Raw genomic sequence first — 26302 nt, 5'->3', positions numbered from 1 at the left:
TCGTCCGCGACGCCCCCGCGCCCGCCGCACACCGGCGGGCGCGGGGGCGTTCGCGTGGGCGCGGGTGACCGGCGGGTAGCGCCCGGGGCGCGCACCGGGCCGTAGCGGGGCACAATGGGTGAATGGTCCCTCCTCCGGGTGACGGGCCAGCGGCGGACCCCGGCCAGCCGGAGCCGCCCGAGAGCCCCCCTCCCCCCGCCCGCCGGCGCCGCGTGCTCCGCGCGGTGCTGGTCTCCGTGCTGGCGCTGGCCCTGCTGGTCGGCGTGGGCGGCGCCGTGCTCTACCTCAAGCTCGACGGCAACATCTCGCACATCGACATCGAGGGGGCCCTCGGCGAGGACCGCCCGGATGACACCGACAACGGCTCGCTCGACCTGCTGGTGCTCGGTTCCGACACCAGGGACGGCGAGAACGGCGTCTACGGCGGCGACGACCCGGACGGCGAGGCGCGCTCCGACACGGCGATGATCGTGCACATCAACGAGGACCACGACGCGGCCAGCGTGATCTCCATCCCCCGCGACACCCTGGTCCCGCGCCCGGAGTGCGAGCGGCTGGACGGCGGCACCGCGCCGGCCGCCGACCGGGCCATGTTCAACGAGGCGTACGGGATCGGCGGCCCGGTGTGCGCGATCAAGACGGTGGAGGGGCTGACCGGGCTGCGGATGGACCACTACCTGGAGGTCGACTTCGACGGCTTCGCCCGGCTGGTGGACACCCTCGGTGGGGTGGAGGTCACCACCAGTGAGGCGATCGCCGACGGGGACAGCAAGCTGCGGCTGGACGCCGGCACCCACACCCTCAGCGGCCGGGAGTCGCTGGCCCTGGTCCGCACCAGGAAGGCGGTGGGCGACGGCAGCGACCTCAGCCGCATCCAGCTCCAGCACTCCTTCCTCCAGGCCCTGGTGGAGCAGGTCAACGGCGTGGACCTGCTGGGCAACCCGAAGCGGCTCTACGACCTGGCCGACACCGCGACCTCGGCGCTGACCACCGACTCCGACCTGGCCTCGGTCTCGAAGCTGGTGGGGCTGGCGCGCACCCTGCGGGATATCGAGCCGGACGCGCTCCAGCTGCTGACCCTGCCGGTCGGCTACGACCCCGAGGACCCCAACCGGGTCGCCCCGCTGCGTGAGCAGTCCGAGCAGGTGTGGCGGGCGCTGCGGGAGGACCGTCCGGTGCCGGAGTCGGCGATCCGCGACTCGGCGGCCGAGGAGGGCGGCGGGGACGAGCTGATCATCCCGGGCTGACCGGGCCGGTGCTGGCCCTTCCGGCGCTGGCCGGGCCGGTGCGGCCCGCTTCCGCCGGCGGTGGAATAACGGCGGCCCGGACCCCGTTTTGGCCCACACGTACCAGTGCTGGCAGACTGGATCGTCGGTCCCGGTTCACGGCGCGCATCCCGCGTGCCGACCCGGCACCCTCCCGAGCCCTAGGAGAAGCCTTGAAGCGCGACATTCACCCGGAGTACGTCGAGACCCAGGTCAGCTGCACCTGTGGCGCGTCGTTCACCACCCGCAGCACGGTCGGCGGCGGCAGCATCCGCGCCGACATCTGCTCGGAGTGCCACCCCTTCTACACCGGCAAGCAGAAGATCCTCGACACCGGTGGCCGGGTGGCCAGGTTCGAGGCGCGCTTCGGCAAGAACGCCGGGTCGAACCGCAAGTAGCGACCCCGTCGGCGTCGGCCGGCCGCTTGAGCGCACGAAGCGGCCGGACCGGCGCCTTTCGCGTCCCCCAGCCCCGCGGCGTCCCCACCGGGACGCCCCGGGGGCGTCCAGCGCCACCCGCCCTCATCTCCGCTGCCGTCCCGCGCCCCGTGAGCGAGCCCCCAGGGCCTCGTGGTCCGCGCCGGCAGGCCATCGACTCCAGGAGCGACCAACCATGTTCGAGGCGGTCGAGGATCTGATCGGCGAGCACGCCGACCTCGAACGGCGGCTCGCCGACCCCTCGGTCCACGCCGACCAGGCCGCCGTCCGTCGCTACGGCCGGCGGTACGCCGAGCTGACCCCGATCGTGCGGACCTACCAGCAGTGGAAGCGGCACGGCGAGGACATCGAGACGGCCCGTGAACTGGCCGCCGAGGACGCGGAGTTCGCCGGCGAGCTGAAGAGCCTGACGGCCCGCAGGGACGAGCTGACCGACGAGCTGCGGCTGCTGCTGGTCCCGCGCGACCCCAGCGACGACAAGGACGTCATCCTGGAGATCAAGGCCGGCGAGGGCGGTGACGAGTCCGCGCTCTTCGCCGGTGACCTGCTGCGGATGTACCTGCGCTACGCGGAGCGGATCGGCTGGCAGACCGAGATCATCGAGGGCAACGAGTCCGACCTCGGCGGCTACAAGGACGTCTCGGTCGCCGTGAAGGCCAGGGGCAACCCGGAGCCGGGGCAGGGCGTCTGGGCCAGGCTGAAGTACGAGGGCGGCGTGCACCGGGTGCAGCGGGTGCCGGCCACCGAGTCGCAGGGCCGCATCCACACCTCGGCGGCCGGCGTGCTGGTGCTGCCGGAGGCGGAGGACGTCGAGGTCGAGATCAACCAGAACGACCTGCGGGTGGACGTCTACCGCTCCTCGGGGCCCGGCGGGCAGTCGGTGAACACCACCGACTCGGCCGTCCGGCTCACCCACCTGCCCACCGGCATCGTCGTCTCCTGCCAGAACGAGAAGAGCCAGCTCCAGAACAAGGAGCAGGCGCTGCGCATCCTGCGGGCCCGGCTGCTGGCCGCCGCCCAGGAGGAGGCGGACCGGGAGGCCTCGGACGCCCGCCGCAGCCAGGTGCGCACGGTGGACCGCTCGGAGCGGGTGCGGACGTACAACTACCCGGAGAACCGCATCTCCGACCACCGGGTGGGCTACAAGGCGTATAACCTCGACCGGGTGCTCGACGGCGAGCTGGACGCGGTGATCCAGGCGTGCGTGGACGCCGATTCGGCGGCCAAGCTGGCCGCCGCGCAGTGAACGTAGGGTGGGCGATGTGACTGCTTCTTCCGGTTCCGGGGCGTCGGCCGGCGGCTCGACGGGCTCCGCGGCCGGCGCGCGATCCGTGCTGCTGGCCGAGGTGGCCAGAGCGACCCAACGGCTGGCCGACGCCGGCGTGCCCTCGCCCAGGTTCGACGCCGAGGAGCTGGCCGCGCACGTGCACGGCACCGAGCGGTCCCGGCTGCACCTGGTCGCCGACGCCGACTTCGACGCCCGCTACTGGGAGGCGGTGGCCCGCCGCGAGGCCCGCGAGCCGCTCCAGCACATCACCGGGCGGGCGTTCTTCCGCTACCTGGAACTCCAGGTCGGCCCGGGGGTGTTCGTGCCCAGGCCGGAGACCGAGTCGGTGGTCGGCTGGGCGATAGACGCGGTCCGGGCGATGGACGTCGCCGAGCCGCTGATCGTCGACCTGTGCACCGGCTCCGGCGCCATCGCGCTGGCCCTGGCCCAGGAGGTGCCCAGGTCCCGGGTGCACGCCGTGGAGCTGGACGAGCGCGCCCTGGCCTGGGCCCGCCGCAACACCGAGGGCAGCCGGGTGGTGCTGCACCACGGCGACGCCACCCAGGCACTGCCCGAACTGGCCGGCCAGGTCGACCTGGTGGTCTCCAACCCGCCCTACATCCCGCTCGGCGAGTGGGAGCACGTGGCGCCCGAGGCCAGGGACCACGACCCGGAGCTGGCGCTGTTCTCCGGCGAGGACGGCCTGGACACCATCCGTGGCCTGGAGCGCGCCGCCCACCGGCTGCTGCGGCCCGGCGGGATGGTGGTGGTCGAGCACGCCGACACCCAGGGCGGGCAGGTGCCCTGGATCTTCACCGAGGACCGTGGTTGGGCCGACGCCGCCGACCACCCGGACCTCAACAACCGCCCCCGGTTCGCCACCGCCCGGCGGGTGGCCCGATGACCGGCGGTCGCGCACCGCGAGAGGAGCAACTCTGATGGCACGGCGCTACGACTGCGCGGACGAGGTCGATCGCGGGCACGGCCTGCGCGAGGCGGCGGCCGCGGTCCGCCGCGGCGATCTGGTCGTCCTGCCCACCGACACGGTCTACGGGATCGGCGCCGACGCCTTCACGGTGAACGCGGTGGCCGACCTGCTGGCCGCCAAGGGCCGCGGCCGTGGGGTGCCGTCCCCGGTGCTGGTCGGCTCGCCGACCACGCTGCACGGCCTGGTGACGGACTTCTCCGAGTCCGCCTGGGAGCTGGTGGACGCCTTCTGGCCGGGCGCGCTGACCCTGGTCGCCCGGCACCAGCCCTCGCTCACCTGGGACCTGGGGGAGACCCGGGGGACGGTCGCGGTGCGGATGCCGCTGCACCCGGTCGCGCTCGAACTCCTCAAGGACGTCGGCCCGATGGCCGTCTCCAGCGCCAACCTCACCGGCCAGCCGGCGCCGCAGACCTGCGACGCCGCCCGGGAGATGCTCGGCGACTCGGTGGCCGTCTACCTGGACGGTGGCCCGACGCCGGACAACGTGCCGTCCACCATCGTCGCCGTCACCGGAGAGGTGCCGGTGCTGCTGCGCGCCGGGGCGGTGAGCGAGGAGGAGCTGCGCAAGGTCGTACCCGATCTGGAGTCCCCGCATTGACGGCCTCCGCTGAGGGCCCTCCCGACGCCGGCATAGCCGCGCCCGACGCCCTCGCCCAACCGGCCCGCGAAGCACCGGTGTTCCGGATCCTGCACGTCAGTACGGGGAACGTGTGCCGTTCCCCGATCACCGAACGGCTCACCCGGCAGGCGCTGGTCGACCGGCTCGGGGACCGGTCCAGGAGTGTGGTGGTGGAGTCCGCCGGCACCTGGGGCCACGAGGGTGCGCCGATGGAGGAGCACGCCGCCGCGCTGCTGTCCGAGTACGGCGCCGACCCGGGCGGGTTCTGCGGCCGGGAGCTGCTGGACGAGCACGTGATAAGAGCCGACCTGGTGCTGACCGCCACCCGGGACCACCGGGCCCAGGTGATCTCCATGGGGCACTCCGCCGGCCTGCGCACCTTCACGTTGAAGGAGTTCAACCGGCTGGTCCGCGCCATCGACCTGGCCACGCTGCCGGTCGCCGGCTCGCCGGCGGCGCTGGTGGACCGGGCCAGGGCGCTGTCCAGGGCGGCCGCCGCGCTGCGTGGCTGGCTGCTGGCGCCGAGTGTGGAGGCCGACGAGGTGCAGGACCCGTACGGGGCGCCGCTGCCGTACTTCCGCAGCGTGGGCGAGGAGATCAGGACCGCGCTCGACCCGGTGGTCACGGCGCTCACGGGGGTGCCCGCGCACGGCTCGGACCTCGGACGGGCCGCGTCCTGACGGGTTTAACCCCCGTTTACGGGGGGTGACCTACCCTGAACGGGGCGCGGTCGAGGGTGGCCTTCCTCCGGTCCTACGCCGAGCCAGGCTGATCAGGGTCGGGGAGCGCCGTGGGGGCCGGGTGGGGGAGCTTCGTGCGGAGCGGTGGGGAGCCTCGTGGGGGGTGCTGAGAGGAGCATGGGCATGCGTGTCGGCATGAGAGGGTGTTGCGCGGTAGTCCAGCGAGATCTCTGGGGCAGCTTGTGCGCGAATACCTGTTGACGCTCTGTGTCACGGCGGCCGTCACCTATCTGCTGACCGGGCCGGTGCGGAAGTTCGCCATCGCCTGGGGCGCGATGCCGCCGATCCGGGCCAGGGACGTGCACCGGGAGCCGACGCCGCGGCTGGGCGGGATAGCGATGTTTGGCGGGCTCTGCGCGGGGCTGCTGGTGGCCTCCCAGCTGACCAACGTCGGCGAGGTGTTCCGGCTCTCCGACGAGCCCAGGGCGCTGCTCTCCGGCGCCGCGTTGATCTGGGTGGTCGGCGTGCTGGACGACAAGTACGGGGTGGACGCCCTGGTGAAGCTGGGGCTCCAGATAGTCGCGGCCGGTGTGATGGTCCTTCAGGGGCTGACCATCCTCTGGCTGCCGGTGCCCGGCGTGGGCATGGTCGCGGTGACCCCGATGCAGGGCACGCTGCTCACGGTGGCGATCGTGGTGATCACCATCAACGCGGTCAACTTCGTGGACGGTCTCGACGGCCTGGCCGCCGGCATGGTCGGGGTGGCCGCCTCCGCGTTCTTCCTGTACGCCTACCGCATCTGGTACGGCTACGGCATCGAGTCCGCGGCGCCGGCCGCCCTCTTCGCCGCCGTGCTGATCGGGATGTGTCTGGGCTTCCTGCCCCACAACGTGCATCCGGCGCGGATCTTCATGGGGGACTCGGGGTCGATGCTGCTGGGGCTGATCCTGGCCGCCGGCGCGGTGTCGGTCACCGGGCAGGTCGACCCGGACGCGCTCCGGCTCTACTCCGGCTCGGTGCAGAGCGCGGTGACCGAGATGGTGCCGGTCTACATGCCGCTGCTGCTGCCGTTGACGATCATCATCGTGCCGTTCCTCGACCTGGTGCTGGCGATCGTCCGCCGCACCTGGAACGGCCGCTCGCCGTTCGCCGCCGACCGGGGGCACCTGCACCACCGGCTGCTGGAGATCGGGCACTCGCAGAGCCGCGCGGTGCTGATCATGTACTTCTGGTCGGCGCTGCTGGCCTTCGGCGCGGTGGGCTACTCGGCCGGCGCGGACGCCTGGGTGGTGCCGCTGGTGGTGGTGCTCTCCGGGGTGGGGCTGGTGGCGCTGCTGCTGCCCCGGTTCACGCCCCGGGTGCCGCGCTGGGCCGAGCGTGTGGTGCCGCCGCGCTACCGGCTCCGTCAGGCGCCGGCGCGGCCGGTGGAGCACCAGGCGGCGCCGGCCCGGGCGAGGACGCCGGAGCCGGCCGCCGTGGTCCGTGCCGAGGAGCCGGCCGCCCGGCCGGTGGAGCCGGTGCCACCCGGTCTGAGCGGGGCGACGGCGGTGGGCGGCCGGCAGCGGTTCGCCCCCAGGGACCGCTCCGACAGCCGCTCCTGAGGCTTCCGTGGACGCCCGGCCGCGACCCCGGCCGGGCGTCCGCCCATGTGCTGGTCGGGGGGCTAGCAGCCCCCCGCCGTTCCGGCCAGCGGGCTCGCCCGGCATACTCCTAACGATGTGAGTTCCGGCACACGTTCGGGTAAAGACCTCATCAAAAAGTTTGTGATAGCGTTCACGAGACCCCGGATCTCCACACCCAGGAGCCCGGGTCAAACCGCTCGTCAACGACGACCGTCCCCAAGCCCGTCGGAGAACACTCCATGCAGTCCAACGACGCCCGGATCATCCGTGGCGCCGCGATTCCCACTGCCGCGGTAGGTGTCCTGGCCTCCGTGGTCGCCGCGCTGCTGGCCGGGGGCCAGGGGGCGGGTGGCGTCGCGCTCGGCGTGTTCGTGTCCGCCGCGTTCTTCGCCCTGGGGCTGCTCTCGCTCAACCACGTGGGCCAGCGCTGGCCCGAGCTGTTCTTCGGCGCCGCCGTTCTGATCTACACCACGCAGATGGGCCTGCTGCTCGTGCTGCTGCTGGTGCTGCGCGGTGCCGACTTCCTCGACGGGCAGGCGTTCGCCATCGGGATCGTGATCGGCACGACCGTGTGGCTGGCCGGCCAGGTCCGGGGCCACATGACAGCCAAGACGCTGTACGTGCAGGTGGAGGCGGAGTCCAAGACCGCAGCGGACGAGCGGTCCGCCGTTACGCCGGGTGGTCAGGCGTGACGGGTCGCGGCGACGTGGGGGGCTGTATAAGCGCCGCCGTCCCGTGCTGCTATCGTCCGTCGCCGGAGGGCGGCTCGGAGTCGACGCGCGCGGAGTGCGGGACCACGCCGCGGTCGCGGACCAGCCTTCCTTCCGTCACACCTAGTCCAGTGCCGCTCCGTGGTATGTCGCCACGCCGACACATCGAGGTAGCCGTTTCCATGCGTCACGCCGAGGGAGTCTCGCGGTGAGTAATGACCAGGTGCTCGCCTTCGAGACCGACTGCCATCTCTTCAAGGACTGCGGCTTCCCCGCCCCGTCTGAGTGGTCGTTCATTTTCGAGCCACTGTTCACCATCGGGTCGTTCGAGGTCAACAAGCCGATGGCGTTGGTGTTCCTGAGCACCCTCATCATCTGCGGCTTCTTCTGGGCGGCCTTCGCCCGACCCAAGGTGGTGCCGGGCAAGCTCCAGATGATCGCCGAGCTCGGCTACGACTTCGTGCGTCGGGGTATCGCCCGCGAGACCATGGGCAAGAAGGGGGAACCCTACGTACCCCTGCTCGTCTCGCTGTTCTTCTTCGTCTGGATCATGAACATCTGGGCGGTCATTCCGTTCGTCCAGATCCCGGCGACCTCGATCATCGCCTATCCGGCGGCGCTCGCGCTGATCGTCTGGTCCACCTACATGTACCTGACGTTCAAGAACCACGGCCTGGTCGGGGGGTTCCGCAACCTCTGCATGCCCAGCGGACTGCCCAAGGGCATCTACGTGGTCCTCACGCCCATCGAGTTCCTCTCGAACATCTTCATCCGGCCGCTGACGTTGACCGTCCGGCTCTTCGCGAACATGTTCGCGGGGCACCTGTTGCTGTTGGTCTTCATCATCGGCACCTGGTACACCCTGGGTACGGTCGTCGGCACCTTCTACTCGATCTCCTCGCTGCTCGTGACGCTGCTGGTCACGGTCTTCGAGTTGTTCATCCAGGCGCTCCAGGCGTACGTCTTCGTGGTGTTGACCGCCACCTACATCTCCCAGGCCCTCGAAGAGGCGCACTGAGAGGTCCGTCCCGGTCGCCCGGGACCCGGCGGACAGGCCGCCACTGAAGGAACCGCACCACACACCCCGGTGGACATCCCCCACCGGTGTCACCACAGAGAAGGAAACAACGGACATGTCCGCAGCTCTCGCCGCAGTTGAAGGCAGCATCAACACCATCGGCTTCGGCATCGCGGCCCTTGGCCCCGGTATTGGCATCGGCATCATCTTCGGTAACGGTGTCCAGGCCATCGCCCGTCAGCCCGAGGCCGCCGGCCTGATCCGGCAGAACATGCTGCTCGGCTTCGCCGTCGTCGAGGCCCTGGCGCTGATGGGCTTCGTGCTCGCCTTCGCCCTCGGCGGCTGACGCACGTTCTCGAAGCCACTACCGAGGAAGGGTCCACCATGCTGACGCAACTGGCCGCTGAGGGACCACAGAGCCCTGTGGTCCCGGTGGTGCCTGAGATCGTCATCGGAATCATCTGCTTCGGTGTCGTCTTCTTCGTCTTCTACAAGAAGCTCGTGCCCTCCATCAACAAGGCGCTGGAGGAGCGGCGGGAAGCCATCGAAGGCGGCATGGAGAAGGCCGAGGCGACCCAGGCGGAAGCCCGGCAGACGCTGGAGAGCTACAAGGAGCAGCTGGCCGAGGCGCGCCACGAGGCCGCCAGGCTCCGCCAGGAGGCCAAGGAGCAGGGCGCCGCCCTCATCGCGGAGATGCGCGAGGAGGGGCAGCGGCAGCGCGAGGAGATCATCTCCGCGGGCCACACCCAGATCGAGGCCGACCGCAAGCAGGCCGCCGAGTCGCTCCGCCAGGACGTCGGCAAGCTCGCGGTGGAGCTGGCCGGTCGGCTGGTCGGCGAGTCCCTTGAGGACCACGCCCGGCAGAGCCGTACCATCGACCGCTTCCTCGACGAGCTGGAGGCCAAGGCCGAGGCGGCGGGAACCGAGGCCACCCGATGACGGGAGCGAGCCGCGAGGCGCAGGACGCCGCGCGGGAGCGGCTGGACGCGCTGGTGGACAGCACCGGTGTGGACGTGTCCGTGCTCGCCGGCGAGCTGGCCGCCGTCACCGCTCTCCTCGACCGCGAGGTCGCGCTGCGCCGGGTGCTGACCGACCCGGCGCAGTCCGGGGAGGCCAAGGCGGAGCTGGTGGGCAGGCTGCTCACCAGCCAGGTGGGCGGCGAGACCGTCGACCTGGTGTCCGGGATGGTCCGCTCCCGCTGGTCCGCTTCGCGTGATCTGGTGGACGCGGTCGAGGAGCTGGCCGAGGCCGCCGACCTGATCGTGGCCGAGCGGGACGGCAGCCTGGACTCGGTGGAGGACGAGCTGTTCCGGTTCCGCCGGATCGTCGCCACCTCGACCGAGCTGCGCTCGGCGCTCACCGTCAAGAACCGTGACGAGCGGGCCGTCGCCGCCCAGACCGCGCTGGTCCGCCAGCTGCTGGGCGGCCGGGCGAGCGAGATCACCGTCCGGCTGGTTGTCCGACTCGTGGAAAACCCGCGGGGACGTAGCCTGGACAGTGGGCTCGACGCGCTGGCCGTGCTGGCCGCCGCCCGGCGGAATCGTTCGATCGCCGTGGTCACCTCCGCCGTGCCGCTCAGCGACGCGCAGCGGGATCGGCTCGGCGTGGCCCTCAGCCGGCTCTACGGCCGGCAGGTCCAGCTGAACCTCGACGTGGACCCCACGGTCCTCGGCGGGATCTCGGTCCGGATCGGGGACGACGTGATCCACGGCACGATCGGTGACCGGCTGGAAGAGGTCACCCGGCGCATGGCGGGCTGACCGCGCGCACCGCGCACACCAACTCAACAAGCAGGACCAGCGGCCCGGGTTGGGCCGTAGCGGAAGAACTTACGGGCCCAACAAGGAGAGCAGGGAACCCAGATGGCGGAGCTCACGATCCGGCCGGATGAGATCCGGGACGCACTGGAGAACTTCGTCCAGTCGTACACGCCGGACGCGGCCTCGCGGGAAGAGGTCGGGACGGTCAGCGTTGCCGGTGACGGCATCGCGAAGGTCGAGGGGCTCCCCTCGGCCATGGTGAACGAGCTGCTGGAGTTCGAGGACGGCACCCTCGGTCTCGCCCTCAACCTCGAGGAGCGCGAGATCGGCGTCGTCGTCCTCGGTGAGTTCAGCGGCATCGAGGAGGGCCAGGCGGTGCGTCGCACCGGCGAGGTGCTCTCCGTCGGGGTCGGCGACGGCTACCTGGGTCGGGTCGTCGACCCGCTGGGCAACCCGATCGACGGCCTGGGCGAGATCGAGACCGTGGGCCGGCGCGCCCTGGAGCTGCAGGCTCCCTCGGTGATGCAGCGCAAGTCGGTGCACGAGCCGATGGAGACCGGCTACAAGGCCGTCGACACCATGACCCCGATCGGCCGCGGTCAGCGTCAGCTGATCATCGGCGACCGGCAGACCGGCAAGACCGCGCTGGCCGTCGACACGATCATCAACCAGCGTGACAACTGGCGCTCCGGCGACCCGAACAAGCAGGTCCGCTGCATCTACGTGGCGATCGGCCAGAAGGGCTCCACCATCGCCTCCGTGCGGGGCGCCCTGGAGGAGGCCGGCGCGCTGGAGTACACCACCATCGTGGCGGCTCCGGCCTCCGACCCGGCCGGCTTCAAGTACATCGCGCCGTACACCGGCTCGGCCATCGGTCAGCACTGGATGTACGACAGCAAGCACGTGCTGATCATCTTCGACGACCTGTCCAAGCAGGCCGACGCCTACCGCGCCGTCTCGCTGCTGCTGCGTCGTCCGCCGGGCCGCGAGGCCTACCCGGGTGACGTCTTCTACCTGCACTCCCGGCTGCTGGAGCGCTGCGCCAAGCTCTCCGACGAGATGGGTGCCGGCTCGATGACGGGCCTGCCAATCGTGGAGACCAAGGCCAACGACGTCTCCGCGTTCATCCCGACCAACGTGATCTCCATCACCGACGGTCAGTGCTTCCTGGAGTCCGACCTCTTCAACGCGGGCGTGCGCCCGGCGCTGAACGTGGGTATCTCGGTCTCCCGGGTGGGTGGCTCCGCGCAGCACAAGGCGATCCGGCAGATCACCGGTTCGCTCCGGGTCGACTTGGCCCAGTTCCGTGAGCTGGAGGCGTTCGCCGCCTTCGGTTCCGACCTGGACGCCGCGTCCAAGACCGCGCTGGAGCGGGGTCGGCGGATGGTCGAGCTGCTCAAGCAGGAGCAGTACAACCCGTTCCCCACCGAGAACCAGGTGGTCTCCGTCTGGGCCGGCACCAACGGCCTGATGGACAACATCCCGGTCGATGACATCCGTCGGTTCGAGCGTGAGCTGCTCGACTACCTGGGTCGCGAGCGCAAGGACCTGCTGACCAGCATCCGCGAGGGCGGGAAGATGTCCGACGACACCGTCGGCGCCATCCGTGACGCGGTCACCGAGTTCAAGCAGCAGTTCGAGACCGCGGACGGCAAGCTGCTGGGCGAGGACTGAGCCATGGCTGCCTCGCTGCGCGTATACAAGCGGCGCATCAAGTCGGTCACCGCGACCAAGAAGATCACGCGGGCGATGGAGATGATCGCCGCCTCGCGGATCGTCAAGGCCCAGCGGAAGGTGGCCGCCTCGACGCCCTACGCGGACGAACTGACCGCCGCGGTCACCGCCGTGGCGTACGGCTCGGACGTCAAGCACCCGCTGACCACCGAGGCCAAGCGGCCTCGGCGGGCCGCGGTCCTGGTGATCACCAGCGACCGGGGACTGGCCGGCGCCTACTCCAGCAACGCCATCAAGGCGGGCGAGCACCTGACGGGCCAGCTGGCGAGTGAGGGCAAGGAGGTGGACACCTACATCGTCGGCCGGAAGGGCGTGTCGTACTACGCCTTCCGGGAGCGTCGCGTGACGCAGTCGTGGACGGGGTTCACCGACAACCCGACCTACGCCGACGCCAAGGCCGTCGCCGCCCCGCTGATCGAGGCGCTGGAGCGGGACACCGACGAGGGCGGCGTGGACGAGCTGCACATCGCCTTCACGGAGTTCGTGTCGATGATGACGCAGACGCCGGTGGAGCGCCGGATGCTGCCGCTGCGACTGGAGCACTCGGCCGAGGACTCGGCCGCGGTCTTCCAGAAGGGCGAGCAGGTCCACGCGCTCTACGACTTCGAGCCCTCGGCCGAGAAGGTGTTGGACGCGCTGCTGCCCCGCTACGTGGAAAGCCGTATCTACAACGCCCTGCTCCAGTCGGCCGCCTCCAAGCACGCCGCGACGCGGCGGGCGATGAAGTCGGCGACGGACAACGCGGAGGATCTGATCAAGTCGCTGACGCGGCTTGCCAACGCGGCCCGCCAGGCCGATATCACCCAGGAAATCTCTGAGATCGTCGGTGGCTCCAGCGCCTTGGCCGACGCGACCGCGGGAAGTGAACGCTAACCATGACTACTGCTGCTGAGGCGGCTCCGAAGCAGGACCTGCCAACCGGGCGGGTGGCGCAGGTGCGTGGCCCGGTCGTCGACGTGGAATTCCCCACCGACGCGATGCCCGACATCTACAACGCGTTGACCGTGGACATCGCCGACCCGGCGAACCAGGGCGCGAAGAAGACGCTGACCCTTGAGGTCTCGCAGCACCTGGGCGAGGGCCTGGTGCGGACGATCGCCCTGGAGCCCAACGACGGCCTGGTCCGTCAGGCCGTGGTGACCAACACCGGCGGCGGCATCTCGGTGCCCGTCGGTGACGTCACCAAGGGCCGGGTCTTCAACACCCTGGGCAAGATCCTCAACGAGCCGGAGGCCGAGTCCGAGGTCACCGAGCGCTGGGAGATCCACCGCAAGGCCCCGGCCTTCGACCAGCTTGAGTCGAAGACCGAGATGTTCGAGACCGGCCTGAAGGTCATCGACCTGCTGACCCCGTACGTCAAGGGCGGCAAGATCGGTCTGTTCGGTGGTGCGGGCGTCGGCAAGACGGTCCTCATCCAGGAGATGATCATGCGTGTGGCGAAGCTGCACGAGGGCGTCTCCGTCTTCGCCGGGGTGGGCGAGCGCACCCGTGAGGGCAACGACCTGATCGCGGAGATGGCCGAGTCCGGCGTGCTCCCGCAGACCGCGCTGGTCTTCGGTCAGATGGACGAGCCCCCGGGCACCCGGCTCCGGGTGGCGCTGACCGGTCTGACTATGGCGGAGTACTTCCGCGATGTGCAGAAGCAGGACGTGCTGTTCTTCATCGACAACATCTTCCGCTTCACCCAGGCCGGTTCCGAGGTCTCCACCCTGCTGGGCCGGATGCCGTCCGCGGTGGGCTACCAGCCCAACCTGGCCGACGAGATGGGTGTGCTCCAGGAGCGCATCACCTCGACCCGTGGTCACTCGATCACCTCGATGCAGGCGATCTACGTGCCGGCGGACGACCTCACCGACCCGGCGCCGGCGACCACCTTCGCCCACCTGGACGCCACCACGGTGCTCTCCCGGCCGATCTCGGAGAAGGGCATCTACCCGGCGGTCGACCCGCTGGACTCCACCTCCCGCATCCTGGACCCGCGGTACATCTCGCAGGACCACTACGACTGCGCCTCGCGCGTCAAGGGGATCCTGCAGAAGTACAAGGACCTCCAGGACATCATCGCCATTCTCGGTATCGACGAGCTGGGCGAGGAGGACAAGCTGGTCGTCAGCCGGGCCCGCCGGATCGAGCGCTTCCTGTCGCAGAACACCCACGCGGCGAAGCAGTTCACCGGCATGGACGGTTCGGACGTGCCGCTGGACGAGTCCATCGCCGCGTTCAACGCCATCGCCGACGGTGACTTCGACCACTTCCCGGAGCAGGCGTTCTTCATGTGCGGTGGCCTGGACGACTTGAAGGCCAAGGCCAAGCAGCTGGGCGTCAACTGACGTCGGCTCTCGTCGCCGGAGCCCGGTGACCCGTGGGGCGGCCCCCCGCCCCACGGGTCCGGCACCGGTGACTATTCTTCGACCCAAGCCAGTGACTATCCGGGAATGATCCAGGTGAACAGGAGCCATCGTGGCTGAGCTGCACGTCGAGCTGGTCGCCGCCGACCGCCAGGTCTGGGCCGGCGAGGCCAGCCTGGTGGTGGCGCGCACCACCGAGGGCGACATCGGCATCATGCCGAGCCACCAGCCGGTGCTCGTCGTGTTGCAGTCGGGCCCGGTGACCATTCGCACCACGGGCGAGAGTGGTGAGGGCACGGTGGTGGCCGCCGTGCACGGCGGCTTCCTGTCCTACACGGACGGTAAGCTGTCGCTGCTCGCCGAGGTGGCTGAGCTGGCCGACGAGATCGATGTCGAGCGGGCCCAGCGTTCTCTGGAGCAGGCCAAGGCGGAGACGGACGCTGAGGCGGAGCGCCGGGCCTCGGTCCGGTTGCAGGCCGTGGCGGCGGAGCGCTGAGAAGAGCAGGAGCGGTCGCGCCCGGGTGAGAGCCGGGACGGACGCACGAGGCGAGGAGGTCGGTCGAGATGGTCCTCGCCTTGACCGCGCTGGGCGCGGTGTTGCTGTTGTTGGTGCTCGGGCTCTTCGGGTTCGGGCTACGCCGCCGGGTGATCCAGCGCTCCGGCGGCACTTTTGACTGCAGCGCCCGGTTCTCCCCGCCGCCGAGCGGCAAGTCACCCGGCAAGGGCTGGCGGTACGGGGTCGCGCGGTACAGCGGGGACCGGGTCGAGTGGTTCCGGGTCTTCTCCTACGCGCCGCGCCCTCGGCAGTCCCTGCACCGGGAGCGGATCGAGGTGCGGGCCCGCCGGGTGCCGGAGGGCGACGAGGAGCTGGCGCTGCTGCCCGGCGCGGTGGTGTTGAGCTGTCGGCACGACGGGCGCGAGGTCGAGCTGGCGATGAGCGAGGACGCGCTCACCGGCTTTCTCGCCTGGCTGGAGGCGGCCCCGCCGGGACAGCGGGTGAACGTCGCCTAGCGGGTGAAGTCGCCTAGTGGGTGAACGTGGCCTAGCGGGTGGCGGGTAGCGGGCGGGTAGTCGGTCCCGGTGCTCGCGGGGCTGGCGGCTCTGGCGGTTGCTGGTGCTGGGGCGTTGCTTTTTCTGGGACACATGGCCACCGGGGTGGCATCGGCGCTGGGCCGGTGCCACCCCGGTGGTGTCTCGTGGTGGTGCTTGGTGCTTGGTGCTTGGTGCTTGGGTGCTTGGGTGCTTGCGGTGTCTGGTGCTCGGTGCGGCCGGCTGGTCGGTCGGCCTGGATGGTCAGCCGGCGTTGAGGCCGCTGTCGATGGCGTCCAGCAGGGCGCCGTCCGAGGTGTCGCCGGAGAACTCCCAGAAGAAGGCGCCGCCCAGGCCCTGCTCGTTGGCGTAGGCCATCTTGCCGGCGATGGTCTCCGGAGTGTCGTAGCTCCACCAGTTGTTGCCACAGTGGGCGTAGGCGGTGCCGGCGACGGTGCCGGTGGCCGGGCAGGTCTCGACCAGCACGTGGTAGTCCTCGATGCCGGCCTCGTAGGTGCCGGGCGCGGCGCCGGTGGCGGTCCCGCCGGGCTCGGCCTGGGTCACGCCGGTCCAGCCGCGGCCGTAGAAGCCGACGCCCAGCAGCAGCTTCTCGGCGGGCACGCCCTGGGCGCGCAGCGCGTCGATCGCGGCGGTGCTGTTGAAGCCCTCCTGCGGGATGCCGTCGTAGGAGGTGAGCGGCGAGTGCGGGGCGGTCGGCCCGTCGGCGTCGAAGGCGCCGAAGAAGTCGTAGGTCATCACCGCCAGGTAGTCCGCGTACTCGGCGCCGTAGGCGTAGTCGGCGGCGGCGATCTTGCCGCCGTCCGAGGCGTCGGCGGTGATGGCCGCGGTGACCAGCTGGTCGCCGAACGCGCCGCGGAAGGCCCGCATCATGTCGCCGAAGACCTCGGGCCCCGAGGTGTCACAGGTCAGCCCGCAGGCGTTGGGGTACTCCCAGTCCAGGTCGATGCCGTCGAAGACACCGGCCCAGCGCGGGTCGTTGACCAGGTCGTAGCAGGACTGGGCGAACGCCTCGGGGTTCTGCATGGCCTCGCCGAAGCCGCCGGACCAGGTCCAGCCGCCGAACGACCAGAGCACCTTGATGTGCGGGAACTGCTCCTTGAGCTGGCGGAGCTGGTTGAAGTTGCCGCGCAGGGCGCCGTTCTCCCAGGTGTCGGCCTCGCCGCTGACGCTCTCCTCGGCGGTGTAGGCGCGGTCGTAGGCGGCGTAGGAGTCGCCGACCGTACACTCGCCGCCCACCACGTTGCCGAAGCTGTAGTTGATGTGGGTGATCTGCTCGGCGGAGCCCGAGTCCACGATGTCCTTGACGTGGTAGTCGCGGCCGTAGACGCCCCATTCGGTGAAGTAGCCGAGGCGGACGTCCCCGGCGGCGTCGGGCTCGATGGTGGTGGTCTGGGCCGCGGCTGGCTCCTCGGCGCCGGCCGGCGCGGTGAGGGCGACCAGCCCGGCGGCCGGGAGGACGAGGGCGGCGAGGACGGTGATCAGCCGGCGGGCGCGACGCGGTCGGCGATGCTCGGCGGTTGTGGCTGCGCTCAAGGAGACTCCCAAGGTCGGAGAGCGGTGGGGGTGACTGCGCCTGTCACTGGGCTTGCCAACCAGGGGTGGGGCCGCCCGAGGGCGTTGCTGGTTGTCATGGCTTGCTCAGTGTGCCGTGAGCGTAGAATGGTCTGGACCACGGGTCAATAGGTCTGTACCAAAGTCGGTGGGCCGGGGCGCGCTCCGGCCCCGGCTCCAGGTCGGGCCCCAAGTCGGCCCCGTGCCTGCCCCGAGTCGGCCCAACGCGCCGCCAACGCAGGGCGGTTGGCGTCAGGCGGGCAGGGCGTACCCCAACTCCTCGGCGGCGATGCTCCAGAAGCTGTTCTCGTCGGCGACCGCCGCCGGGTCGATCTCCTCGAACCGTGCCAACAGCTCGTCGGTCAGCGCGTCGGCGGCCAACTCGCCCGCCTCGTCGGCGTCGTCGTCGTCCGCCTCCTGTTCCGTTGTGTGGTCCCTCTTGTGCTCCGCCCCGTGGCCCGTCCCGGTGTCCGTCGGAGGGCTCGCGCCGCTGGCCGGGCCGAAGGCTGAGTGGTTGACAGGGAGAATGGCTGGCCCGCTGTCAGGAAAATTGTTCGGGCGGCCGGTTGGGCCCTTGGTCAGGGCACCGTTCTGGGCTTCGGCCGGGTCGTCGGCTTGGTCCTCGGCCTGGTCGTCGGCCGGCGGCTCGTAGGCGTCGACCCGGACGGCGGCCTCCCGGTAGTGGCGGGCGCAGGCGGCGAACGCCTCGGCGCTGGAGTTGACCAGCGCCGGTATGCCGTTCTCCGGCAGGCTCCACAGGGCACCGTCGTCCCGCCGCAGGCCGAGCGCGCCCAGCCCTGGGTCCAGGGCGACCAGGGCGTACCGCACGCCGTCGACCGCGCGCTCGGCGAAGGGGGCGCGCTGCCACGTGCCGGGGTAGGGGGCGCCGGCCCCGCCGGCCAACAGGGCGGCCAGCTCCACATCGTTCATGCCGCGACGCTAACCCACGCCACTGACAGTCGGTGGGCCGCGTCGGGGCGGCCCGGCGCCGCCCCGAGGCTGCCCGCTCCCGCTCCCGCGCCCGCGCGACGAGGCGCGGTCCGAGGTGCCCCGCCCCAGCGCTCGGTCGGCTGGCCCGACTCGGCACGACCTGCTCAGGCGCGGACGGGTCGGTCGGCTGGCCCAACCCGGTGCGGTCCGGCGCGGATTGGCGCGGGCTGGCGCGACTCGGCGCGGGCCGTCCGGGATCGCCTCTGCACCGTCGCCGGACTGCCGCCGGACCGCCGCCGGATCGGCTGGGCGGGCCGGGCGAACGGACGGCGGCCCGGCGGGTGTCCGGGCCCGGCCCCGGAGCGCCGCTCCGGGGCCGGGCCCGAACGGGACCGCGTCCGTGATCCTCAGGAACGGGCCTCCGGGAGCCGCAACTCCTGGGCCAGCACGGCCGCCTGCACCCGGTTGCTCAGGCCCAGCTTGTTGAGCAGCCGGCTGACATGGGTTTTCACCGTGGCCTCGGCCATCGTCAGCCGGGCGGCGATCTGCCCGTTGGAGAGGCCGGCGCCGACCTGCGCCAGCACCTCACGCTCGCGCGGGGTGAGCGTGCTCAGCCGCTCGGCGGCGGCCGGCGGGACGCCCGACGCGGACCCGGGGGAGTGCCGGGCGAACTCGGCGATCAGCCGCCGGGTGACCGCGGGCGCGATCATCCCCTCGCCGGCGGCCACCGTCCGAACGGCGGTCAGCAGCGCGTCCGCCTCGCTGTCCTTGAGCAGGAAGCCGCTGGCGCCGGCGCGCAGCGCGCCGAAGACGTACTCGTCGAAGTCGAAGGTGGTCAGTATCAGCACCTCGGACAGCCGCGCACCGACGATCCGCCGGGTCGCCTCGACACCGTCCAGCCGGGGCATCTGGATGTCCATCAGCACCACGTCGGGGCGCAGCTCGGCGGCGCGGGCGACCGCGGCCTCACCGTCGGCGGCCTCGCCGACCACCTCCACGTCGGCCGCGCTGCGCAGGATCATCACCAGGCCCTGACGCACGGCGGTCTGGTCGTCGACGACCAGCACCCGGATGGTCACGTTCTCGGATTCCCTTCCGCGAGGGGCAGTTCGGCGGCGACCCGCCAGTGGTGCGCGCCCGCTTCGTCGGGCACCGGACCGGCCTCGAAGCTGCCCCGCAGCAGCTCGGCCCGCTCCGCCATGCCGACCAGGCCGGCGCCCGAGCCGGGCGCCCGGGAGGCGGTGCCCTGCTGGTAGGGGCTGGTCACCGTGACCGTGAGCCGCTCGTCGTGCAGGCCGAGCAGCACCTCGACCTGCCCGGGGGCGGCGTGCTTCACGGCGTTGGTGAGGGATTCCTGGACGATCCGGTAGGCCGCCAGCTCAACGGGAGCGGGCAGCCGCAGGTCCGCGGCCCGCTCGTCCCGGCTGACGAAGCGCAGCTTGCCCGAGGCGTCGCCCCGGGAGGCGCGCTCCAGCAGCAGGTCGAGCCCGTCCAGCGTGGGACTCGCCCGCGGCTGCTCCTCGGGCCCGGACGCCCGGAGCAGGCCGATCAGCCGGCGCATCTCGGTGAGCCCCTGAGTGCTGTTCTCGCGGATCACCGCGAGTGCCTCGGCGCTGGTCTCCGGGCGGTTGAGGGAGAGTGCCGCGGTGGAGTGGATGGCGATGGCGGAGAGGTGGTTGGCGACCACGTCGTGCAGCTCCCTGGCCATCCGGGCGCGTTCGGCGGCGACCGCCTGGGCGCGGTCCATCTCGGCCAGCAGGGCCGTCTGCTCGGCGCGCAGCCGCTCGGCGGCGGCCGCGTCCCGGTGCTCGCGCAGCAGCAGGCCCGTCCAGGCGGGGAAGGCCGTGACCCCGGCTATCAGGGCGCCGATGACCAGCGCCTCCGGCTCCCGCAGCCAGGCGACCAGGCCGACCGTGCCGGCGGCGCTGAGCAGCGTGGAGCCGGAGACCAGGGCCCGGCCGAACCTGGCGGGGCCGTAGAGCACCGCCGCGTACAGCACGTCGCTGAAGATCACCAGCACCGGCAGCGAGCCGCCGGACAGCACGTCCACCACCAGCGCGACCGTGGCCAGCAGCAGGGCCGCCCTGGGCAGCGTGCGCCGGTACAGCGCGGCGACGCAGGCCAGCAACAGGCTGGGCAGGCGCGGCAGCTCGGACGTCTGGTACGGGTTGATCGTGTACAGCTCGAAGTAGATGGCGATCAGCCCGCAGCCCAGGCCGGTCAGCGCGATCCACAGATCGTGCCGATGGGGGCGGGGTGGTGCTGGCATGGTCCCATTCGAGCATGTCAGGGGGCGTTGCGGGACCGGCCACGGTTGTAAACCGAAGGATGTACGTCGGCGCTCGGGAATCGTCGCCGGAGACGACGCGGCCAGGACGGCGGGGGCGGATCCTGGTGGGGAACGTCTGACCGGGGAGTCCAAGGGGGGTGTGAGCGGTGATCGTGGGCCTGATCCTGGCCGCCGAGGTCGCCTTCTGGGTGGTCCTGGCGGCGGGCCTCGGCGCGCGCTACGTGTTGCGCCGGCGCCGGTTGGGTGGGGCGTTGCTGCTGGGGGTGCCGCTGATCGACGTGCTGTTGCTGACGGCCACGGCGATCGATCTGCGGGGCGGCGGGGAGATGACTCCGGCGCACGGCCTGGCGGTGATCTATCTGGGCTTCACCGTCGGCTACGGGCACTATCTCGTGCGGTGGGCCGACGGCCACGCGGCGCACCGCTTCGGCGGGGCGCCCCGGCCGGCCAAGCCGCCGCGGTACGGCATGGCGCGGGCGCGCCACGAGTGGCGGCTGTGGCGGCTGACGTTGCTGGCGGTCGTGATATCCCTGCTGGTCGCGCAGCTGTTGCGGTGGTTCATAGCGGAGGAGACCACGACCGACGGGATGGCCGAGGTGCAGTACCTGATGCTGCGGGTGCTCGGCATCCACGGACTGGTGGCCTTGGTGTACACGGTCTGGCCCAAGAAGCCGAAGTCGCCGGCGGGCGAGGCCGGGACGGCCGGGCCGGAGCCCGCCGGGTGGTCCGGGGCGCCGGGCGCGGCGGCCGGGTCGGCCGCCGGTGGGCCGCGGTCCGGGGCGCCGGGCGCCGGTGGGATACCGGGCGCGCTACCCGGCGGGGAGCCCGGGCCGGCGCGCTGAGCCCGCCGGGCGGCGGACGGTCGGGCCCGGCCGGCGGAGGCGCGCGGCGCCGCGCGCCCGCCCGGGCCGGTGGCCCGGGCGGGTGGGGGTCAGCGGTTCTCGCCTGGCACCCAGAGCACGTCCCCGGTCTCCTTGTTGGCGACCCGCGCGAGGATGAAGAGGAGGTCGGAGAGTCGGTTGAGGTAGGTGGCGGTGAGCGGGTTCATGGTCGCGCCGTGCTCCTCGAAGGCGGCCCAGGTGGAGCGCTCGGCCCGGCGCACCACGGTGCACGCCTGGTGCAGCAGGGCGGCGCCCGGGGTGCCGCCGGGGAGGATGAAGCTCCGTAGCTTCTCCAGCTCGGCGAGGAAGCGGTCGCAGTCCGCCTCCAGCCGGTCCACGTAGCTCTGCTCCACGCGCAGCGGCGGGTGTTCGGGGTTCTCGACGACGGGAGTGCTCAGGTCGGCGCCCACGTCGAAGAGGTCGTTCTGTACCCGCACCAGCACGGTGCGGACCTCGTCGGTGAGTTGGCCGAGCGCCAGTGCCGTGCCGAGGACCGCGTTGGCCTCGTTGGCGTCGGCGTAGGCGGCGATCCGGGGGTCGGTCTTGGCGGTCCGGCTCATGTCGCCCAGCGCCGTGGTGCCGCTGTCTCCGGTACGGGTGTAGATCCGGGTGAGGTTGACCATGGGCGGAGCCTACTGGGCCCGGGTCAGGCGCCGGCCCGGCGGAAGAGCCGGGAGCCGACGGTGAGCGAGACGGCGGCCAGCAGGGCGGCGGCCAGCGCGCCGGTCCACAGCGCGCTGTCGCCGTAGTCGCCGACGAAGGCCGCCCGGACGCCGTCGACCAGGTAGCGGAAGGGGACGAGGTGGGAGACGACGTCCAGCCAGGCCGGCGCCAGCGCCATGGGCAGCAGGATGCCGGAGAGCAGCATGGCCGGCAGGCTGATCGAGTTGATCACCGGGGCGAACTCCTGCGGGGAGTTCACCCGCATCGCGAACGCGTAGGAGAGGGTGGCGAGCGAGACGGCCAGGGCGGCCACGAAGAGGAAGCCGATCAGCACCCCGAGGAGGGGCGCCCGCAGGCCGAAGGCCACCCCGGCCAGCACCAGGATGAGTGACTGGACGAGCAGCACGGCGACATCGCGCAGCGCCCGCCCGAGCAGTAGCGCCGTGCGGCTGACGGGGGTGACCCGCATCCGTTCCACGATGCCGAGCTGCTTCTCCATGATGATCCCGAAGCCGGCGAACGCCGCGCCGAAGAGACCGAGTTGCACCATCAGTCCGGGCACCAGGATCTGCCAGGAGTCGCCCTCCCGGCCCAGCGGCACGTCCTCCAGCAGCGGGCCGAAGAGGCCGAGGAAGAGCATCGGTTGGAGCAGCCCGAAGACCAGGCCGATCCGGGAGCGGATGGTCTGCCGCAGATAGCGGTCGAAGATGAGACGGGTGTCGGAGAGCGTGCTGGACATGGCGGTGTGGGCCTTCCGGCGGGGAGTTGACGGGGTGGCGGCTGCCGGGTCGGGCCCGGCGGGTCGGGCCGCGCGTTCGCCGGCGCGGCGGGTTCGCGCGCGGCGCGGGTGCGCCCCGGAGGGCGCGAGGGTGGTCAGACGGCGAGCGGGGCGGGTTCCTCGGAGCGTGGTCCCCGTCCGGTGATGGCGATGAAGGTGTCCTGGAGGGTGGCCTCCGGCGAGCCGCCGTGCCGCTCCTTGAGCGCGGCCGGGGTGCCCTCGGCGACCACCTGGCCGTGGTCCACGATCACCAGCCGGTCGGCCAGCGCGTCGGCCTCGTCCAGGTAGTGCGTGGTGAGGAAGACGGTGGTGCCCTCCTCCTCGCGGACGCGGCGCACCAGGTCCCACAGCTCGGCCCGGCTGCCCGGGTCGAGGCCGGTGGTGGGCTCGTCCAGGAAGAGCAGGTCGGGACGGTGGGTGAGGGCCATCGCGATGTCCAGGCGGCGGCGCTGGCCGCCGGACAGCTCCGCGCACCTGCGGTCCAGCAGCCCGGTCAGGTCCAGCTCGGCGGCCAGTTCCTCGGCCCTGGCCTCGGCCGCCGACCGGCTCAACCGGTAGAGGCGGCCCTGGAGTACCAGCTCGGAGCGGACCTGCTCCGTCGGGTCGAGGCCGCCCGACTGGGCGACGTAGCCGATGCGTTGGCGCACCGCGCGCGGGTCGGTGACCAGGTCGTGGCCGGCGATGGTGGCGCTGCCCCGGGTGGGTGCCAGCAGTGTGGTGAGCATCCGGAGGGTGGTGCTCTTGCCCGCGCCGTTCGGGCCGAGGAAGCCCAGGATCTCGCCGGCCTCGACGGTGAGGTCGATCCCCCGGACGGCCTCCACGGGGCCGCGCTTGGTCGGGAAGGTCAGCGCCAGGTCATGGGTGGTGAGGATCGGTGCCATGGTCCCAGAAAAGCAGGGCAACTTAAAAATTGCAATGTCACCAAGTTTTAAGCTGGTTAAAAACGCTAGGATGACCTCTATGACCGGGTTGCGGGAGCGTAAGAAGCAGCAGACCAGGCGGCACATCTCCGACGTCGCCACCGGCATGTTCCTGGAGCGCGGCTTCGACGCGGTCACCGTTGCCGAGGTCGCGGAGGCCGCAGAGGTCTCGGTGAACACGGTCTACAACTACTTCCCGGCCAAGGAGGACCTCTTCTTCGACCGCGAGGAGGAGATCGTGGACCGCCCCTCGGCCCGGGTGCGCGAGCGCGGGCCTGGCGCCTCGGCGTCCGACGCCATCCTCGGCGGCCTGCGGAGCGACATCGAGGAACGCCCGGTCAACGTGGGCCTGGTGGAGGGCTTCGAACGCTTCCTCGCCGTGGTCCACGGCTCGCCCTCGCTGATGGCCCGGATGATGACGATGATGTACAAGACGAGCCAGCGGCTGGCCGCGACGCTGGCCGAGGAGACCGGGGCCGACCCCGACGACCCGCTGCCCGAGCTGGTGGCCGCCCAGCTCATGAGCGTGCACGCCAACCTGCACCAGACGGTGCGGCGCCGGCGGGCGGAGGGCCGTTCGCCGACCGAGGTCACCGCCGAGCTGCTGCACCGACTGGAGATCAGCGAGCGGCTGTTGGGGCAGGAGGTGCGGGACTTCGCCCGCCGGCCCGCCGACTGGTGCCCCGTGGTGGAGTCGTCCGCCGGCTGACGCGTCAACCCCGCGCACCGACCGGGCCCTGCCCGCGGCCGTCCCCCGTTCCGCCGAAGCGCCCGACCGGAGGTCGCCAGGAACCCGTCCGGTGGCCCGCCGCAAACCCCCGGAACCCCCACCGCACACCCACCGGGAACCCGTCCCGCCGGCCCCGCCCGGCCCCGGGGTCCCCCTCGCCTCCCGCTGACGGTCTGTCAGCGGAGCGTGGCCGTGACGCGTGTCTCTTCTCCCCCCACGGGCGGCCCGGGGCGGTTAGGGTCTAGTCTTCCCGGACTCGCCGTGTATCAAGGGAGATCACTCGTGGCCAGGAAGCTCGCCGTCATCGGTGCCGGTCTCATGGGCTCCGGCATCGCCCAGGTCGCCGCGCAGGCCGGCTGGGACGTGGTGCTGCGAGATCTCACGGAGGACGCGCTCGGCCGGGGACGTCGGGCGATCGAGGGTTCGCTCGCCAAGTTCGTCGAGAAGGAACGCCTCGACCAGGCCACGGCGGACGCCGCGCTGGCGCGGATCGTCACCACCACCGACCTCGACGCGGCGGCCGACGCCGAGCTGGTGGTCGAGGCGGTCTTCGAGGACACCGACACCAAGCGCGAACTGCTGGGCACGCTGGACGGTCTGGTCAAGGAGGAGGCGGTGCTCGCCTCCAACACCTCGGCCATCCCCATCACCAAGCTGGCCGCCGCGACCCGGCGCCCGGAGCGCGTGGTGGGCACCCACTTCTTCTCCCCGGTGCCGCTGATGCCGCTCTGCGAGCTGGTGCGCGGCCACCTGACCAGCGATCAGGCCCTGGCCACCGCTCGGGAGTTCGCCGAGTCGACGGGGAAGACCTGCGTGGTCGTCAAGCGCGACGTCGCGGGCTTCGTCACCACACGGCTGATCACCGCGCTGGTGATGGAGGCGATCAAGCTCTACGAGTCGGGTGTCGCCACCGCCGAGGACATCGACACCGCCTGCCGGTTGGGCTTCGGGCACGCCATGGGCCCGCTGGCCACCGTCGACCTCACCGGCGTCGACGTGCTGATGCACGCCACCGCCAACATCCACGCCGAATCCGCCGACCCCAAGTTCGCCCCGCCCGAGCTGATGCGCCGGATGGTCGACGCCGGCAGCCTCGGCCGCAAGACCGGGCAGGGCTTCTACTCCTACTGACCACCCCACCGTTCGACCGGCGCCGGCCGGCTCCCCACCCCACCGGCGCCGATCGCGTCCGGCCGCGCCGCGGCCGGACGCCCGCACCGCCCCCACGGGTCGGGTCGTCCGCCCGATCCGTCCGCCGACGTCGGCGCCCGCGCACCCGGGAGCGCCGCCGCCGGTCATCGGGGACCCCGCGTCCCCGCCGTCCGTGTTCCCACGATGCACGAAAGAGCAGCGGAAGAGCCATCACCATCATCGACTCGGTCACCACCATCGACAACGCCGGCCCGTGTTCGGCCGGGACCAGCACGGCCCCCGTGGCCGGCGGCCCGGACCACGGCGGCCGGTACCGGCCCGCGGAACGGAGCGGGGGTGAGCGTCAACGCGCGCGCCCGCGCACCCTGTTGTCCGCCCTGTCGCAACCGGCCACGCCGGCGAGCGGGGGAACCTACATGCACATCACGGGCGATCACGCCGAGTTGCTCGTCGGCGGCCGGCTGGACGTGCGCAGCGCGGCCGACGCCAGAATCGCCCTGCACCGCGCGGTGGACGCCGGCGAGGGTGATCTGGTGCTCGACCTCAGCGGGTTGGACGCCTGGGACGCGACGGGGCTCGGCGTGCTGATGGGGACCCATCGTCGGGCCGGCCGGGTCGGTCGGCGGCTGGTGCTGCGGGACGTGCCGCCCCGGATGCGACGGGTGCTCGTCGCCGCCCGGCTGCACCGGGTGCTGACCATCGCGCCCGAGACCACGCCCGAGACCACGCCCGAGAGCATCCCAGGCACCACCCCCGGCGCCGGCCGGGGCGGCACCGTCGCCGACACGCCCGCGAGCCGGCCCGAACGGACTCCCGAGAGCACGCCGGAGGCCGGCCCCGCGGCCTGAGCCCCGACCCGGCCCCACGTCCCACCGACCCGGCCCAACCCACCCATCCATCCACCCACCC

27 protein-coding genes and 1 pseudogene are annotated in these 26302 nt (G+C 71.8%); 21 read left to right on the top strand and 7 right to left on the bottom strand.

The window, feature by feature from the left end; all coding sequences use genetic code 11:
* Nucleotides 1-122 precede the first annotated feature (122 nt).
* The 17 genes from RM844_RS27400 to RM844_RS27320 all read left to right on the top strand — a co-directional run bounded on the left by RM844_RS27400 (nucleotide 123) and on the right by RM844_RS27320 (nucleotide 15459).
* On the top strand, nucleotides 123-1247 hold the full coding sequence (locus tag RM844_RS27400; protein ID WP_311670091.1) for an LCP family protein: 1125 nt from the start codon (nucleotides 123-125) through the stop codon (nucleotides 1245-1247).
* A 191-nt stretch (nucleotides 1248-1438) separates the two neighbouring features.
* A complete protein-coding gene (gene rpmE / locus RM844_RS27395) occupies nucleotides 1439-1663 on the top strand; it encodes a 50S ribosomal protein L31 (protein ID WP_097229345.1) in 225 nt (74 codons plus the stop codon).
* A gap of 214 nt (nucleotides 1664-1877) precedes the next feature.
* A complete protein-coding gene (gene prfA / locus RM844_RS27390; RefSeq protein WP_311670090.1) occupies nucleotides 1878-2948 on the top strand; it encodes a peptide chain release factor 1 in 1071 nt (356 codons plus the stop codon).
* Nucleotides 2949-3033: 85 nt separating this feature from the next.
* Nucleotides 3034-3873, top strand: a complete 840-nt coding sequence (prmC, locus tag RM844_RS27385; RefSeq protein WP_311670153.1) for a peptide chain release factor N(5)-glutamine methyltransferase — start codon at nucleotides 3034-3036, stop codon at nucleotides 3871-3873.
* Nucleotides 3874-3907: 34 nt separating this feature from the next.
* Nucleotides 3908-4555 carry an L-threonylcarbamoyladenylate synthase gene (locus RM844_RS27380; protein WP_311670089.1) on the top strand — a complete coding sequence of 216 codons (648 nt, stop codon included), beginning with the start codon at nucleotides 3908-3910 and terminating at the stop codon, nucleotides 4553-4555.
* A 32-nt stretch (nucleotides 4556-4587) separates the two neighbouring features.
* Nucleotides 4588-5256, top strand: a complete 669-nt coding sequence (locus RM844_RS27375) for an arsenate reductase/protein-tyrosine-phosphatase family protein (RefSeq protein ID WP_311670152.1) — start codon at nucleotides 4588-4590, stop codon at nucleotides 5254-5256.
* 242 nt (nucleotides 5257-5498) lie between these two features.
* Nucleotides 5499-6857 (top strand): MraY family glycosyltransferase, encoded by a 1359-nt coding sequence (locus tag RM844_RS27370; RefSeq protein ID WP_311670088.1) that lies wholly within the window; start codon nucleotides 5499-5501, stop codon nucleotides 6855-6857.
* A gap of 260 nt (nucleotides 6858-7117) precedes the next feature.
* Entirely contained in the window at nucleotides 7118-7570 is a 453-nt protein-coding gene (locus tag RM844_RS27365; RefSeq protein ID WP_311670087.1) for a hypothetical protein, read from the top strand.
* 226 nt (nucleotides 7571-7796) lie between these two features.
* Entirely contained in the window at nucleotides 7797-8606 is an 810-nt protein-coding gene (gene atpB / locus RM844_RS27360; RefSeq protein WP_311670086.1) for a F0F1 ATP synthase subunit A, read from the top strand.
* Nucleotides 8607-8721: 115 nt separating this feature from the next.
* Complete coding sequence (gene atpE / locus RM844_RS27355) at nucleotides 8722-8952, top strand: ATP synthase F0 subunit C (protein WP_311670085.1); 231 nt, start codon at nucleotides 8722-8724, stop codon at nucleotides 8950-8952.
* A gap of 38 nt (nucleotides 8953-8990) precedes the next feature.
* Nucleotides 8991-9545 carry a F0F1 ATP synthase subunit B gene (locus RM844_RS27350; RefSeq protein ID WP_311670084.1) on the top strand — a complete coding sequence of 185 codons (555 nt, stop codon included), beginning with the start codon at nucleotides 8991-8993 and terminating at the stop codon, nucleotides 9543-9545.
* On the top strand, nucleotides 9542-10366 hold the full coding sequence (locus RM844_RS27345; RefSeq protein ID WP_311670083.1) for a F0F1 ATP synthase subunit delta: 825 nt from the start codon (nucleotides 9542-9544) through the stop codon (nucleotides 10364-10366). Before RM844_RS27350 ends, RM844_RS27345 begins: the two co-directional genes overlap by 4 nt.
* A gap of 102 nt (nucleotides 10367-10468) precedes the next feature.
* Nucleotides 10469-12040, top strand: coding sequence for a F0F1 ATP synthase subunit alpha (gene atpA / locus RM844_RS27340; protein WP_311670082.1), 1572 nt, complete (start codon nucleotides 10469-10471; stop codon nucleotides 12038-12040).
* A 3-nt stretch (nucleotides 12041-12043) separates the two neighbouring features.
* A complete protein-coding gene (locus RM844_RS27335; RefSeq protein ID WP_311670081.1) occupies nucleotides 12044-12973 on the top strand; it encodes a F0F1 ATP synthase subunit gamma in 930 nt (309 codons plus the stop codon).
* A 2-nt stretch (nucleotides 12974-12975) separates the two neighbouring features.
* On the top strand, nucleotides 12976-14430 hold the full coding sequence (gene atpD / locus RM844_RS27330; protein WP_311670080.1) for a F0F1 ATP synthase subunit beta: 1455 nt from the start codon (nucleotides 12976-12978) through the stop codon (nucleotides 14428-14430).
* A gap of 130 nt (nucleotides 14431-14560) precedes the next feature.
* Nucleotides 14561-14944 carry a F0F1 ATP synthase subunit epsilon gene (locus tag RM844_RS27325; RefSeq protein WP_311670079.1) on the top strand — a complete coding sequence of 128 codons (384 nt, stop codon included), beginning with the start codon at nucleotides 14561-14563 and terminating at the stop codon, nucleotides 14942-14944.
* A 68-nt stretch (nucleotides 14945-15012) separates the two neighbouring features.
* A complete protein-coding gene (locus RM844_RS27320; RefSeq protein WP_311670078.1) occupies nucleotides 15013-15459 on the top strand; it encodes a DUF2550 domain-containing protein in 447 nt (148 codons plus the stop codon).
* Between the two features lie 282 nt (nucleotides 15460-15741).
* On the opposite strand, the gene RM844_RS27315 is transcribed toward RM844_RS27320, so the two are convergent.
* From RM844_RS27315 to RM844_RS27300, 4 genes are all read right to left on the bottom strand, one after another.
* Nucleotides 15742-17031, bottom strand: coding sequence for a glycoside hydrolase family 18 protein (locus RM844_RS27315; protein WP_394814610.1), 1290 nt, complete (start codon nucleotides 17029-17031; stop codon nucleotides 15742-15744).
* A 270-nt stretch (nucleotides 17032-17301) separates the two neighbouring features.
* On the bottom strand, nucleotides 17302-17979 hold the full coding sequence (locus RM844_RS27310) for an SUKH-4 family immunity protein (RefSeq protein ID WP_311670077.1): 678 nt from the start codon (nucleotides 17977-17979) through the stop codon (nucleotides 17302-17304).
* A gap of 407 nt (nucleotides 17980-18386) precedes the next feature.
* Nucleotides 18387-19058 (bottom strand): response regulator transcription factor, encoded by a 672-nt coding sequence (locus tag RM844_RS27305; protein ID WP_311670076.1) that lies wholly within the window; start codon nucleotides 19056-19058, stop codon nucleotides 18387-18389.
* Nucleotides 19055-20248, bottom strand: a complete 1194-nt coding sequence (locus RM844_RS27300) for a sensor histidine kinase (protein WP_311670075.1) — start codon at nucleotides 20246-20248, stop codon at nucleotides 19055-19057. The genes RM844_RS27305 and RM844_RS27300 overlap by 4 nt, the downstream gene beginning before the upstream one ends.
* A gap of 167 nt (nucleotides 20249-20415) precedes the next feature.
* Here RM844_RS27300 and RM844_RS27295 point away from each other — a divergent pair, with 167 nt between their 5' ends.
* Nucleotides 20416-21111, top strand: coding sequence for a hypothetical protein (locus RM844_RS27295; protein ID WP_311670074.1), 696 nt, complete (start codon nucleotides 20416-20418; stop codon nucleotides 21109-21111).
* Between the two features lie 89 nt (nucleotides 21112-21200).
* On the opposite strand, the gene RM844_RS27290 is transcribed toward RM844_RS27295, so the two are convergent.
* From RM844_RS27290 to RM844_RS27280, 3 genes are all read right to left on the bottom strand, one after another.
* Nucleotides 21201-21773: a cob(I)yrinic acid a,c-diamide adenosyltransferase gene (locus RM844_RS27290; RefSeq protein WP_311670073.1), complete on the bottom strand. Its 573-nt coding sequence runs from the start codon at nucleotides 21771-21773 to the stop codon at nucleotides 21201-21203.
* 23 nt (nucleotides 21774-21796) lie between these two features.
* Complete coding sequence (locus RM844_RS27285) at nucleotides 21797-22552, bottom strand: ABC transporter permease (protein WP_311670072.1); 756 nt, start codon at nucleotides 22550-22552, stop codon at nucleotides 21797-21799.
* Between the two features lie 134 nt (nucleotides 22553-22686).
* Entirely contained in the window at nucleotides 22687-23472 is a 786-nt protein-coding gene (locus RM844_RS27280; protein WP_311670071.1) for an ABC transporter ATP-binding protein, read from the bottom strand.
* Nucleotides 23473-23542: 70 nt separating this feature from the next.
* On the opposite strand from RM844_RS27280, the gene RM844_RS27275 reads away from it, so the two are divergent.
* From RM844_RS27275 to RM844_RS27265, 3 genes and pseudogenes are all read left to right on the top strand, one after another.
* A complete protein-coding gene (locus tag RM844_RS27275) occupies nucleotides 23543-24220 on the top strand; it encodes a TetR/AcrR family transcriptional regulator (protein WP_311670070.1) in 678 nt (225 codons plus the stop codon).
* A 303-nt stretch (nucleotides 24221-24523) separates the two neighbouring features.
* On the top strand, nucleotides 24524-25372 hold the full coding sequence (locus RM844_RS27270) for a 3-hydroxyacyl-CoA dehydrogenase family protein (protein ID WP_311670069.1): 849 nt from the start codon (nucleotides 24524-24526) through the stop codon (nucleotides 25370-25372).
* Between the two features lie 437 nt (nucleotides 25373-25809).
* Nucleotides 25810-26124: pseudogene (locus RM844_RS27265) on the top strand (STAS domain-containing protein); the annotation flags it as partial.
* Between the last annotated feature and the right edge of the window lie 178 nt (nucleotides 26125-26302).

It is taken from the genome of Streptomyces chisholmiae (assembly GCF_031845445.1).
GTDB classification, from domain to species: Bacteria; Actinomycetota; Actinomycetes; order Streptomycetales; family Streptomycetaceae; genus Streptomyces; species Streptomyces chisholmiae.
The sequence above is the reverse complement of the archived record's forward strand: the minus strand, read 5'-3'. Positions and strand labels throughout refer to the sequence as shown.

What these genes read in the sequence shown, in the direction of transcription:
- RM844_RS27400 (WP_311670091.1), top strand. Translation starts at nt 123, where the DNA reads ATGGTCCCTCCTCCGGGTGACGGGCCAGCGGCGGACCCCGGCCAGCCG.
- prfA (WP_311670090.1), top strand. Translation starts at nt 1,878, where the DNA reads ATGTTCGAGGCGGTCGAGGATCTGATCGGCGAGCACGCCGACCTCGAA.
- RM844_RS27380 (WP_311670089.1), top strand. Translation starts at nt 3,908, where the DNA reads ATGGCACGGCGCTACGACTGCGCGGACGAGGTCGATCGCGGGCACGGC.
- RM844_RS27365 (WP_311670087.1), top strand. Translation starts at nt 7,118, where the DNA reads ATGCAGTCCAACGACGCCCGGATCATCCGTGGCGCCGCGATTCCCACT.
- atpE (WP_311670085.1), top strand. Translation starts at nt 8,722, where the DNA reads ATGTCCGCAGCTCTCGCCGCAGTTGAAGGCAGCATCAACACCATCGGC.
- RM844_RS27350 (WP_311670084.1), top strand. Translation starts at nt 8,991, where the DNA reads ATGCTGACGCAACTGGCCGCTGAGGGACCACAGAGCCCTGTGGTCCCG.
- RM844_RS27345 (WP_311670083.1), top strand. Translation starts at nt 9,542, where the DNA reads ATGACGGGAGCGAGCCGCGAGGCGCAGGACGCCGCGCGGGAGCGGCTG.
- atpA (WP_311670082.1), top strand. Translation starts at nt 10,469, where the DNA reads ATGGCGGAGCTCACGATCCGGCCGGATGAGATCCGGGACGCACTGGAG.
- RM844_RS27335 (WP_311670081.1), top strand. Translation starts at nt 12,044, where the DNA reads ATGGCTGCCTCGCTGCGCGTATACAAGCGGCGCATCAAGTCGGTCACC.
- atpD (WP_311670080.1), top strand. Translation starts at nt 12,976, where the DNA reads ATGACTACTGCTGCTGAGGCGGCTCCGAAGCAGGACCTGCCAACCGGG.
- RM844_RS27320 (WP_311670078.1), top strand. Translation starts at nt 15,013, where the DNA reads ATGGTCCTCGCCTTGACCGCGCTGGGCGCGGTGTTGCTGTTGTTGGTG.
- RM844_RS27310 (WP_311670077.1), bottom strand. Translation starts at nt 17,979, where the DNA reads ATGAACGATGTGGAGCTGGCCGCCCTGTTGGCCGGCGGGGCCGGCGCC.
- RM844_RS27300 (WP_311670075.1), bottom strand. Translation starts at nt 20,248, where the DNA reads ATGCCAGCACCACCCCGCCCCCATCGGCACGATCTGTGGATCGCGCTG.
- RM844_RS27290 (WP_311670073.1), bottom strand. Translation starts at nt 21,773, where the DNA reads ATGGTCAACCTCACCCGGATCTACACCCGTACCGGAGACAGCGGCACC.
- RM844_RS27285 (WP_311670072.1), bottom strand. Translation starts at nt 22,552, where the DNA reads ATGTCCAGCACGCTCTCCGACACCCGTCTCATCTTCGACCGCTATCTG.
- RM844_RS27280 (WP_311670071.1), bottom strand. Translation starts at nt 23,472, where the DNA reads ATGGCACCGATCCTCACCACCCATGACCTGGCGCTGACCTTCCCGACC.
- RM844_RS27275 (WP_311670070.1), top strand. Translation starts at nt 23,543, where the DNA reads ATGACCTCTATGACCGGGTTGCGGGAGCGTAAGAAGCAGCAGACCAGG.